Source organism: Microcystis sp. M44BS1 (genome assembly GCF_020244875.1).
GTDB classification, from domain to species: Bacteria; Cyanobacteriota; Cyanobacteriia; order Cyanobacteriales; family Microcystaceae; genus Microcystis; species Microcystis panniformis.
Genome location: NZ_JADBVM010000157.1, coordinates 1 through 11,677, shown reverse-complemented (window position 1 = coordinate 11,677; position 11,677 = coordinate 1). Strand labels below are relative to the sequence as shown.

Genomic DNA, 11,677 nt, shown 5'->3' with positions numbered 1-11,677 from the left:
CTATGTCCTTTCTTGATAATGTGTCTTTCGGCTACTAACATTATTGTCCGTTGTCTTTTAACTCAGCGTCGGGTTTTGAAGGGTTGTCATCCGTTGTGATAATTGTACCAGAAGGCAATTGATAGCCTGTTAAATTCCCTTATTTCCACCACCTCCAAGCCGTTCGATAACTTATTGCTGCTTTTTTTGCATAGTCTGATCGTCTCATGTCTATGTATTACTATGCCTGACTATATCTGACTATATTTGTATTGAAGCTTTACAATACCTACGGCTGTGGTAAGTCTTGGCGATTTTTTTTTGCCAAAACCCTTGACAAAATCGGAGACTTGCCTTATACTTTTTATATAATGGGAATCCGTGCCTGCCTGCGAACTCTTCATTTTTAGGCTAGATACCCTCAATGTTAGGATAATTGCCCATGTCAGGACAAGCAAGCAATAAACCACTTTTTTCTCAACACTATCTTGAGCATCGGCTGCCGGATTCTCCGGAATGGCAAGAGGATGTATCCGTGGCATTTGGCCGCTTAGAGAGTCTTTATCAACAAAAAAAGGCGATTTTGCCGACTCTTAACGAAGCGCAAACGGAAGCAGAATTAATACAACCGATTCTAGAAATTCTCGGTTTTAGTTACATACCGCAGGTAAGCAGTAGGGGAAAAGGAAGGTCAGAAAGGCCAGATTATGCGCTATTTGCCGGAGAAAATGACCGTTATCAAGCCTATTCTCTCCAGAATAATGAAACAGCCTTTTATAGTCAAGTTTTAGCGATCGCTGAGGCCAAATACTGGCAACGTTCTCTTAGTGACGTTTCTAAGAATGATCAGCGAGATATCTGGAAAAATAGTAATCCTTCCTTTCAGATCACCAATTATCTAACGGGGACGGGAGTAGATTGGGGTATTCTCACCAATGGTCGAGAATGGCGCTTATATTACCGTCAAGCGTCCTCCACAGCCACGGAATTTTATCCAGTGGACTTGATGGAACTATTAGAAGGGGGAGACCGGCAAAAATTTCGGTATTTCTGGTTATTTTTCCGTCAAGAGGCTTTTATTAAGGATATTCACGGTCAGAATTTCCTTGAACGGGTCCGGGAGGAGAGTACCACCTATGCCACCAGAGTGGGTAACGAGTTAAAAGAGTTAGTCTTCGATCGCATTTTTCCCGATATTTCTAAGGGTTTTGTATCATTAAATACAGACATACAGCCAGATTTATTGTATGAGGCGAGTTTATCCCTGCTGTATAAATTATTATTTCTGCTCTACGCAGAAGCGCGGGACTTGCTGCCGGTGAGGGGAGACTATCGCGATTACAGCTTATTGCAGAAGACGCGAGAAATTGCCATTAAAATCGATCGTCAGCAGGTCTTTAGTGGCACCTCGACGGGAATATACGATGCTCTCCTCAGTTTATTCCGCATTGTCGATCGAGGGGATGCTAATTTAGCCGTACCTCGTTACAACGGGGGTTTATTTGACATGGAAGAAGGCCGGGTGAATTGTTTTCTCGGTCAATATAAGTTATCCGATGCGGTTTTAGCGCCCATCCTAGACAAGTTAGCACGTTTTGAGGGACAGCCGATCGACTATAGTTTTTTAGGTGTGCGACAGTTAGGATCAATTTACGAAGGATTACTGGAATATCGCATCGTGATTGAGGGGGAATCGGTGCATCTGGAAAATGATCGGGGAGAAAGAAAGGCCACCGGTTCCTATTACACTCCCGATTACATTGTTAAATATATTGTCAGTCATACCCTCAAACCAATTTTAGAGCAAAGGGCGCGACAGTTCGAGGATGTGATGACAGAAATCGCCACCCGAAGACAAGAAAGCAGCGATAGACGTTTAGGAAATCTCAGTCAGCAGGGATTACAAAAAGAGCTACAACGCTTAGAAAAAAAAGCGATCACCACCTTACTTGATCTTAAACTCTGTGACCCCGCCATGGGAAGCGGACATTTTTTAGTGGAAGCAGTGGACTATCTTACCGATGAGTTAATCCAGATTCTCAATCTTTATCCCGAAGATAATCCCGTTTTAACCATGTTGGAAACCACCCGAAAAAACATTATCGACAATCTCCGACAACAGGGAATTATTCTCGATTCTCCCACCCTTGAACCAACGCAATTATTACAGAGAGTGGTGATGAAGCGCTGTATTTATGGGGTGGATATCAATCCGATGGCTGTAGAATTGGCCAAGGTTAGTCTCTGGTTACATTCTTTCACAGTGGGCGCACCTTTGAGTTTTTTGGATCATCATTTACGTTGTGGTAATTCTCTGATCGGAACTACCGCCAAGGCCGCAGAAGCCGCTATGATCGAGGAAGAAAGTGGTCAATTAACTCTTTTAACTGGCCCTTTTGTCGGGTTACTTCGGGCCGCGGAAATTATGCGGGGAATTAGTACCCTCAGCGATGCGACTTTTGCAGAAGTGGAAGCAAGTGAACAGTTATTCCGTGATTTTGATAGTCAAGCTAAACCCTACAAGCGTTTATTAGATGTTTTCCTCTCTCGCTTTTTTGGGGTTAAAACTGCTATCGAGTTTTTGCAGCGCTACGGTGGCAATATATCGGCAATTAATTGGGATAAGTTACCCCCATCAGATCAACGAATTTTAGACCAAGCAGCTAGTTTATATAAAAGTAAGCGTTTTTTTCATTGGGATCTGGAATTTCCTGAAGTTTTTATCGATCTTGATTCCGCTTCTTGGAAGGATAACCCCGGTTTTGATGCAGTAATCGGTAATCCTCCTTATGATGAATTGTCAGAATCCGCTCTCGGTAGAGTAATTGACGAAAAACAATTTATAGATAATACAGAAATTTATAAAGAAGCTAGAGCATTTAGAGTTAACTTGTATCGTTTATTTATTGCCAAAGCTATAAATCTCGCCAAGAAAAATGGCTATCATAGCTTTATTGTTCCTATGTCACTGCTAGGTGATCGTTTTACATTTGAGTTAAGACGTAAGCTTTTACAAAAAACCAGTTTGATATGTATTGAAGCTTTTCCGCAAAAAGATGACCCCAATAATCGGGTTTTTCGTGAAGCAAAATTATCCACTTGTGTGTATGTTCTTTTTAATGGCATATTACCGCTAGATTTCTTGATGAGAACTCATGAGGGCAAAGATATTCTAGAACATTCTCGTCGATATTATGCTAATGCTGAAAAAATCGATAAATTTGATCCTGATAATTTATCTATACCAACAGTCAATCAGGAGTCTTGGAAATTGTTATTAAACCTATGTGAAAATCCTAGATGTGTTTTATTTAAAACCATTGGTTATCCGACTCCTGGAGAGATTATGTTCAATCAGCAATTCAAAGAATTTATATCAGATGATCCTCCAGGTGAAATAGTTCTTCGTGGAGCGCATATAGGTCGTTATGAGTTTTACGAAAAGCCAAAACAAGGAAACCCAGTGTATTTAAATAAAACAAAATTCCTTGAAAAACGTGGTACAAATAAAGAAGTTAAAGCATACGATCATTTAAAGAGAAGAATCGCCTATCAAAGAGGTGCAGCAATCGATAATTATCGACGGATAATAGCAACAACTATTCAAGAGGGATTTTTTTGTTCTGACACAGTTGGTTATATTGTAGATACACAATATAAACTAGAAACAGTTCTAGCTTTTTTAAATTCAAAATTATCGGAATGGAGATTCAGCCTTACAAGTACGACTAATCATATTAATGCCTACGAGCTAAACGTAATTTTTATTCCTAAAATATCTTTTAACACTAAAAGCGATCGCCGTCAACAGAGTTTAGAGAAACTTATCAAAAGTTATCAAGAAAAGCAAGAAATATTAAAAGAAATCGAGGAACATATTAGGAGAGAGGAAACCGATATAGTCCATGATATTCTGGCCTACTTAGCAGAACAAATGATCGAGATAAATCGGGAAAAACAAAAAGAAATCAAAAGCTTTTTGAGATATTTAGAGAGAATAATCGGCAGTGCGATCGATAATTTAACCAACAAATCAAAAATCCAAAACTATCTCGGTGACTACCAAAAAAGCGAACCTCATCTTAGCTGCGATCAACTGTGGGAGATACTGAAAAAGAACAAAAAGAAAATTAGCGTTAACTTGCTAGATCGTCAAATACAGGAAACCCTAGAAAAAGAATATCAAACCAGTCTAGATAAACTTTTACCCCTAAAACAACAATTAAGCACGATCGATGAATTAATCGATCTAATTGTTTATAAACTCTATGGATTAAGCGAGGAAGAAATTAAAATTATTGAAGGGAGAGAGTAAAAAAAGAATCAGCTGCCCGCGTATTTAAATTACTTGTTGAAATACAGATACCCGTCGAGGCGGTATAACCGTTAAATTTACGACCAATCCTGACTCGTATCGCAGAGGAAATGGTCGGACATGATGTCCTCGAAGGTGAAGGGAGAGTGAGAGGGAAAAGTCCGTATCGGTAAATCCGTCTCGCGTAAAGCCAAATCGACTCCGGCCTCGAAAGCATCGGATAAAGCCGTCGGTATCCGGGATTTTAAACTAGGATTACCCTCTAGATGCCGTCTGATCCCTCGTCTCTGTTCTCTAATCGTCAAAAACCAGCTACGAGAACGTTTATCTGGCTGATATTCCCATTTGAGAAGATGTCCTACCAAAACGGTTAGACGGCTCACCAGTTCTCGATATTCTTGTTTACCCAAGGAAATGATTTCCTCCCGTAAGTTTTGCCAGTCCAGAGCTTCTACCTGTCGGTTGGCTAGAGCTTTCGCTTGTAGCTCTGTCCACCCGTAGAAGTCGGATTCATACAGGGAATTCGCTTGATCTTTCATATTGGAACTTTACCTAAAATGTCGGCTGGAAGGAACCCTGGAGATGACAGGTTCCGCCAGTATAGAACAGCGAAGCACGATTTTACAAGTAAAGGGTTCAAACCAATCCTATTGATAGATTAAATAATACCGTAGAGAGTCTTCCTTTTTCTAAAAATACTGATATAATACGAAAAAAAGTTACTGAACCTTACTCAATGAACAAAAAGCAACAGCGAGTTCTGAATGCAATTCAGAACTCGCCTCCCCCTGCTGATCTCAAATGGGATGATGTGGAGTCGCTGTTTAGGGCGCTAGGAGCAATTGTCTCTCAAGGTAGTGGTTCTAGGGTGAGGATATCACTGAACGGAGTCAAAGCCACCTTTCATAAACCCCATCCCCACAATGAAGTCGGCAAGAGTTGCGTCAAGGATATACGCCTCTTTTTAGAAAATGCTAATATCATTTAATTGCCTCAATTATTGATTATTTATTGAGAGAAACAAAAACTATGTACACCACAACTTATAAAGGATATACAGGTAAATTTGAAATTGACTTTGACGATAATCTGATCTCTGGAATCGTCATTGACATTAAAGATGTGATTACTTTTCACGGCAAAACTATTGAAGAAGCTGTACAGTGTTTTCATGAATCTGTTGATGACTATCTAGAATTTTGCCAAGAATTAGGAGAAGAACCCGATCAACCTTTTTCAGGAAAGCTACCTTATCAAACAACCCCCGAAATTCATCGTAAAATCTATTTAGCAGCAACTAAAAAAGGTAAAAGTATCAATGCTTGGATGGATGAGGTTCTTTCTCAGAAAGCCCAAGAACTTGTCGGCTAAAAATATTATATATGACAATTTTTGAGAGTTAAAAGGAGAGATTTATATTACCTCGTTCCCCATCTCTTTTGCCAAAAATAATTTCCCCTACATAGCTTTATGAACGGTTACGAGGAAGGTTTTTGAACGAAGCGAACGCAATTCGCTGCTATCGCTCAAAATCTCGCACCTGTTCCGCAACGAAACAGGACACCAAAACCATTCTCTCGTCTATATTTCGCTTTCATTCAGCCAACTCTAATTAATAAACGACGGGAAAAAATCTGGTCTATTTTACGCTCTAGGAGGTATTATACTCGGTGTACTTCAAAATTAGATTGATTGCTCGAATACTTTAGCCATGAAAAAACTTCTTTCTCTCGCCACCCTAACTGTTCTCTTTTCTGTTTCTTTTGGGTTAACCTGGATGAAGCCTGGAAGTGCCAACGACGATGCCAAAATTGAGGCTCGTATTGCTGCTTGGGGTCGCAATTGCAAAAATGCCGTTGTTTCCCATATGGGAAGCGACGTTTCGATGTCCGATATTAATGTGACTCTCGGCGCAACACTTCAGTCTTCTATTGATGCGGGAGAAACAACACTCCAAGATATCAACCGAGGTGGATTAAGCTACAATTGGTCTGTGCCGAAGAAAAAAGTTTCTGGTTACTGTAATACTGACGGGAAAGGCAATGTTACAGAGTTTAAATTAGACTAAACGAACCAAGAGTCCCCCTTTTTCAGTGACAGGACTATCAAGGCTGCGTCACTCAAAACAGTATGGTTGGTATTGCAAGGTAAGGGTTATACCATTTTTCTTTATTCGTGTCCCTCATCCCCTTGCCCCTCTCCCTTTCTGAGATAGGGATTGGGGGTGAGGGCAATTAACCATCTCTGCCATTACTTTAGAAAAATGGTATTAGCTTGTTGCAGGGGTCTCCCTTGCAAGGCATTTCTAGAGGTTCCACCTCTTGTAAGTAGGTAGGTATTAAAAACTTTCAGATCCCCCCGCCTATCGGCACCCCCCTTATCAAGGGGGGCAGGGGGGATCGAACCTAAAATCCATTTTTAATTTAATTATAACCAGCTACTTATAACCTATCAGGGAAAGGAGGGAGACCCTCCCTTGTCTCATTCTAAGGTTCTATCTTGGTAACGAGACAAGACATCTCCAAAAATTTGTAATAAGAACTAGAAGTATCTAATTCCATTCTGCAAGCAGATTACAACATCTGCTCGAAAACTTGACAGACACGGGGTTGAAAGCGCTGACGGTGTTTTATTTTTAAAAAAGGGCGCATAAATTCGAGATAGCGAGGGGATAAACCAGAAGTATCGATGACTCGAATCGATCGCAATGTGCCTAATTGTAATTCCTTTTGAACCATCAATTCAGAAATACCGGCAGCTGCCGAACTATTCTCGATGATTGCCTTCACCATTTCTCCGGTATTTAACAGCAAAGTCACCTTTAATGTGCGTAAATCGATACCCCAATTCCGTAGCGCTTCCTCGAATCTTTGTTGAGTTCCCGATCCCGATTCTCGCATTACCCAAGGGGTTTCCACTAATTCGGGTAATTCGATCGCTTCTCTTTTATACCAGGGATGAGAACGTCCGACAATAATTAATAGGCGATCGCTGCCGACGATCTCCTGTTCTAAACAATTTGTTAAATCACTTTTGACTTCTCCCTCGATTAATGCTAGGTCAAAACGTCCGTTAGCCGTACCCAGACAGATTTCTTCCGTATTAGCTAGGGTGCAGTTGATCTTAATTGCCGGATAGCGCTCCTGAAAATCGCTAATTTTTGCCGGCAGCCAATAGTTACCAATAGTCAAACTCGACCCTAATTGTAGTTCTCCCCGTTGCAAGTCGTTAAATTCCGCCAGTCCCCTTTCTGTCAAAGTTACCTGGGTGAGAATGCGTTGCGCTTCTAATTGCAGTAAACGTCCTGTTTCCGTGATCTCGATATGACGACCGACGCGATGGAATAATTTCACCCCGTATTCATTTTCTAGGGAGGCAATGGCGGCACTGACAGCCGGTTGGGTGATATATAAAGCTTCTGCTGCTTTGGTGAAGTGGAGATGTTCCGCAGTCGCTAGAAAGATTTCTAGTTGATCTAGGGTCATTCTGGCCATGGCAAGGGGTTTTCCGTCTCTATTGGTCTTTCCATCATTTTAATTTATTAAATCAACAAGAAAGAATATTTGATTTTATTAATAGCTCTTTCTAGAGTGGAAGTAGGGCGATCGAGATCAGAAGACCCGATTAAGAAAAAAATCCTATGACTACCATGATTACTGCCATATCCACAGCAATAGCGGCCTTTATTGCCACCAATCTCGATGACATCCTGATTTTGACGATTCTTTTTACCCAAGTCAATCAACTTTTTCGCCGTCGTCATATCGTTATCGGTCAGTATTTAGGCTTTATCCTGCTGATTTTGGCGAGTTTAACCGGCTTTTTCGGGAGTTTCTTGATTCCGGCTCAGTGGATTCGTTTTCTCGGTCTTTTGCCGGTGATTGTCGGGATTCGGACTCTCTGGCAGCGAGAAGAAACCGAGACAGATAATCCTCTGGAGATGGCTGTAGAATCAGCACCGTCTTCTCCTTTGCTGGCCTGGTTTTCCCCTCAAACCGGTGCTGTGGCGGCAATTACGATCGCCAATGGTAGTGATAATATCGGCATTTATCTGCCGCTGTTCGCTAGTAATACTTGGCCAAATTTAGTCACTATCGTCAGCGTTTTTCTGATCTTGGTGGGTGTTTGGTGTTTTACTGCTCATCAGTTAACTCAATTACCGGCGATCGCTAATTTAATTACCAGTCACGGCAGCCACTTTGTCCCCTGTGTGCTGATCGGTTTGGGTGTATTTATAATCAAGGAAAGTCTTCCCCTCGCTTTCTTGGCCTTGTCCTTAAGCTATGGATGGACGCTTCTCCAGCAGCAAGCAGAATCTATTTAATTTCTGATTCAATACAAATACATTTAAAAAGAGATTTTAGATTTTTTCCATACCATCCATCACTCAAGTGCCATAGAATAACATCATCTTCTCAAGCACTCCCCTTAAAACCGACCCCTAGTCATCTCGATCATGTTATTTTTTCTCAAATCACCAGTGACGGAAAGCAAGACCAGCATTACACCGAAAAAAGTCAATCCCAATCGGGTCCGCGATCATCTGGCCAATGAACGCACCTATCTGTCTTGGATGCGAACAGCGATCGCATTAATGGGTTTTGGTATGGTTATCCTGCGCTTACGGGCCTTTCATCCTCCCCTAGTTCCCCGGCCCGGTTATGGCTGGAAATTAGGCTTAATGTTTGCTTTAGTGGGTTTATTGACCGTATTTTTGACCACGGCCCATTATTTTACAGTCAGACGAGATATAGATGAAGATACCTACGAACCAGCCGATCGATGGGTGGTACTATTTAGTTTAGCGATCGTTATTCTCGGTGCGGGAATTATCTATTTTGTCGCCACCAGTCCCGATCTGTTGATCGGTAGTATGATGACCTTCGAGTAAACTCTGGGGATTAGGTCGGTTGGAGTAGGCGCCAACTGACCGTGACTAGAACCGTATAAAGCAGTATTTTTAGGGCATTTTTGGGCAAATATTCCGATAATCTTGCTCCCACTACCACCCCCGGTATCGCACCTAACCAGATGGGAAGTACCAGATTCCAATCTACCGTTCCTAATCCCAGATGACCGATGGAAGTACAGGTTAAGAGGATGGACGCTTGCGATAGGTCTGTACCGACTAATTTGCGAGAATCAAGGTGAAAAAAGGTCATCAAGACCAATGCAAACAAGGAACCACTGGAAATACTGGTTAAACCGACCAGATAACCTAAAACTGCCCCTAATACCGTTGTTTTTATCTGACCAGAGCGAGTGGTTAAATCTAATTTTGGCCAGGACCAAGGGGACAAATCGGGAAAAAATAAGGAGATTAGTAGTTCCAGGGCCGCTAGGACAGTCACGATCATCAAGACAAGACCGATGATATGAGGCAACCATTGATCGAGATTGAGGGAGCTATTCTGCTGAAAATAGCGAAAACCGACTAATCCTAACAGAGAACCGGGTACACTGCCAATTACTAGCCATTTTACCACCTCTAACTCGATCGTTTGCTGTTGCCAGTGACGAACGGTGCCGACCACTTTCATCAACCCGGCCGCTACCACATCGGAACCCACTGCGGTGGTAGCGGGAACCTGAAATACAAAGATCAATAGGGGTGTAATCAAGGATGAACCACCAATTCCCGTTAATCCCACAACAATTCCGATAAAAAAGCTAAATATTGTCAATAAAGAATAGTCCATTTTTGCCTCAGTCGTCTCTCTTCTCCAGTGCGTTTCTAGTCGTTAAGGAACAAAATTAGTTAATTAAGCATTTAAAAGCGTAAAAAACAGTAATAGTAAGCTTTTATCGCTGTTTAATCTCTTTAGTCTCTGTTTATAACCAGTAATCTCCCGAATCGAAACTTAACTTAATTTTCTTGCTGTCTTGTAAAATGTAATTGTATTTTAATACGACTGCGATTGAATCATGGTTAAAATACAGTCAAGCCCTATACATTTTTTGGCCAGAGGATTAGCCACCATGAGTATCATCATCGAGCGAGTATCGAAGAAATTCGGCACCTTTACCGCTTTAGACAACATCAACCTAGAGATCAAATCGAATCGTCTGGTGGCACTGCTGGGGCCGTCTGGTTCAGGAAAAACTACTCTCCTGAGAGCGATCGCAGGATTAGAACCCCCCGACACAGGCAAAATTATCATCAACGGCAAAGACACAACCAATTTAAATGTGAGAAAAAGGAATATTGGCTTTGTTTTTCAGCATTATGCGCTTTTTAAACACCTGACGGTGCGTCAGAATATCGCTTTCGGTTTAAATATTCGCAAAGCTGCCCCGAACTACATTCAAAAACGAGTGGACAATCTCTTGAGTTTAATTCAATTGCAGGGATTAGGCGATCGCTATCCGGCCCAACTATCCGGAGGTCAACGTCAACGGGTTGCCTTGGCCCGGGCTTTAGCGGTGGACCCGGAAGTATTATTATTAGATGAGCCTTTTGGGGCCCTGGATGCCAAAGTTAGAAAAGAGCTACGGGTTTGGTTGCGACAGTTACACGAGAAAGTCCATGTCACCAGTGTTTTTGTCACCCACGACCAAGAGGAAGCCATGGAAGTGGCCGACGAGATCGTAATTTTCAATGAGGGTAAAATCGAACAGGTGGGAACTCCCGATCAGGTGTACGATCATCCGGCCTCTGCTTTTGTGATGAGTTTTATCGGCCGGGTGAATGTTTTGCCACCGACCTCGGCCGCACTATTCGGGCAGCTGGGAGGGGGTAGTAACGGAGTCAAAATTTTTATCCGTCCCCACGACCTAGAAATTCTCTCTTCTCCCAATGGGTCTAGCATTGAGGCAAAAGTCGAGCGCATTATCCATCTGGGTTGGGCCATCGATGTGGAATTAATTCTACCCGATCGCTCTCTCCTGATTGCCCATCTGAATCGAGAACAACTGGATCAACTGCATCTCAAAGTCGGGGAGCAAGTTTATGTTCGTCCTCGGGATGCTCGCGTTTTTGCCTAAAAGTAAACTTTCCAAAACTCGATTAAATTCTGTGGTGCGATATAGAGTTTTTCTCCTTGTCCCAATAATAGACTTGTCGCACCCACAGCATCGCCATACATGGTGTGATCAGGTTCCGCACAAAGTCACAGGCACTCATCGTCATCGAAAATTTTGGGTCTGAAACCCCGTCGTTCTACGACGGCTTTACTGTTAAATATGAGCATCGTTTACGAAATATATGCTAAAATGTGAGACATGGAAAAAGCCTACTCGTTCCGATTTTACCCCACACCCGAACAAGAGTCGCTATTGCGGCGCACTTTGGGCTGTGTAAGATTGGTTTACAACAAAGCTCTCCACGAACGAACACAAGCTTGGTACGAAAAGCAAGAAAGAGTAGGCTACGCTCAAACTTCT

At 42.1% G+C, this 11,677-nt stretch carries 11 protein-coding genes; 8 read left to right on the top strand and 3 right to left on the bottom strand.

The window, feature by feature from the left end; genetic code table 11:
* Positions 1 to 421: 421 nt before the first annotated feature.
* On the top strand, positions 422 to 4,294 hold the full coding sequence (locus IM515_RS12760) for an Eco57I restriction-modification methylase domain-containing protein (RefSeq protein ID WP_287630618.1): 3,873 nt from the start codon (positions 422 to 424) through the stop codon (positions 4,292 to 4,294).
* Between the two features lie 77 nt (positions 4,295 to 4,371).
* On the opposite strand, the gene IM515_RS12755 is transcribed toward IM515_RS12760, so the two are convergent.
* Positions 4,372 to 4,833: a DUF29 domain-containing protein gene (locus IM515_RS12755; protein WP_287630620.1), complete on the bottom strand. Its 462-nt coding sequence runs from the start codon at positions 4,831 to 4,833 to the stop codon at positions 4,372 to 4,374.
* A gap of 197 nt (positions 4,834 to 5,030) precedes the next feature.
* Between IM515_RS12755 and IM515_RS12750 the strand changes: the two genes are divergently transcribed.
* The 3 genes from IM515_RS12750 (at position 5,031) to IM515_RS12740 (ending at position 6,362) form a co-directional block, all read left to right on the top strand.
* The gene (locus IM515_RS12750; RefSeq protein WP_155119774.1) at positions 5,031 to 5,282 is read left to right on the top strand and encodes a type II toxin-antitoxin system HicA family toxin; all 252 of its coding nucleotides are present in this window, start codon (positions 5,031 to 5,033) and stop codon (positions 5,280 to 5,282) included.
* 41 nt (positions 5,283 to 5,323) lie between these two features.
* A complete protein-coding gene (locus IM515_RS12745) occupies positions 5,324 to 5,665 on the top strand; it encodes a type II toxin-antitoxin system HicB family antitoxin (RefSeq protein ID WP_002767352.1) in 342 nt (113 codons plus the stop codon).
* A 340-nt stretch (positions 5,666 to 6,005) separates the two neighbouring features.
* On the top strand, positions 6,006 to 6,362 hold the full coding sequence (locus IM515_RS12740; protein ID WP_287630622.1) for a hypothetical protein: 357 nt from the start codon (positions 6,006 to 6,008) through the stop codon (positions 6,360 to 6,362).
* Between the two features lie 505 nt (positions 6,363 to 6,867).
* Here the strand turns inward: IM515_RS12740 and IM515_RS12735 are convergent.
* Positions 6,868 to 7,788 carry a LysR substrate-binding domain-containing protein gene (locus IM515_RS12735; RefSeq protein WP_287630623.1) on the bottom strand — a complete coding sequence of 307 codons (921 nt, stop codon included), beginning with the start codon at positions 7,786 to 7,788 and terminating at the stop codon, positions 6,868 to 6,870.
* A gap of 146 nt (positions 7,789 to 7,934) precedes the next feature.
* Here IM515_RS12735 and IM515_RS12730 point away from each other — a divergent pair, with 146 nt between their 5' ends.
* Both IM515_RS12730 and IM515_RS12725 read left to right on the top strand, forming a co-directional pair.
* The gene (locus IM515_RS12730) at positions 7,935 to 8,618 is read left to right on the top strand and encodes a cadmium resistance transporter (protein WP_287630624.1); all 684 of its coding nucleotides are present in this window, start codon (positions 7,935 to 7,937) and stop codon (positions 8,616 to 8,618) included.
* Positions 8,619 to 8,750: 132 nt separating this feature from the next.
* On the top strand, positions 8,751 to 9,185 hold the full coding sequence (locus tag IM515_RS12725) for a YidH family protein (RefSeq protein ID WP_002767348.1): 435 nt from the start codon (positions 8,751 to 8,753) through the stop codon (positions 9,183 to 9,185).
* A 10-nt stretch (positions 9,186 to 9,195) separates the two neighbouring features.
* Here IM515_RS12725 and IM515_RS12720 read toward each other — a convergent pair whose 3' ends face one another.
* A complete protein-coding gene (locus IM515_RS12720; RefSeq protein ID WP_287630625.1) occupies positions 9,196 to 9,993 on the bottom strand; it encodes a sulfite exporter TauE/SafE family protein in 798 nt (265 codons plus the stop codon).
* Between the two features lie 280 nt (positions 9,994 to 10,273).
* Between IM515_RS12720 and IM515_RS12715 the strand changes: the two genes are divergently transcribed.
* Together IM515_RS12715 and IM515_RS12710 are read left to right on the top strand one after the other, a co-directional pair.
* Positions 10,274 to 11,278 carry a sulfate/molybdate ABC transporter ATP-binding protein gene (locus IM515_RS12715; RefSeq protein ID WP_287630626.1) on the top strand — a complete coding sequence of 335 codons (1,005 nt, stop codon included), beginning with the start codon at positions 10,274 to 10,276 and terminating at the stop codon, positions 11,276 to 11,278.
* A 237-nt stretch (positions 11,279 to 11,515) separates the two neighbouring features.
* Positions 11,516 to 11,677 (top strand): helix-turn-helix domain-containing protein (locus tag IM515_RS12710; RefSeq protein ID WP_287630627.1); only part of this gene is annotated, 162 nt, incomplete at its 3' end.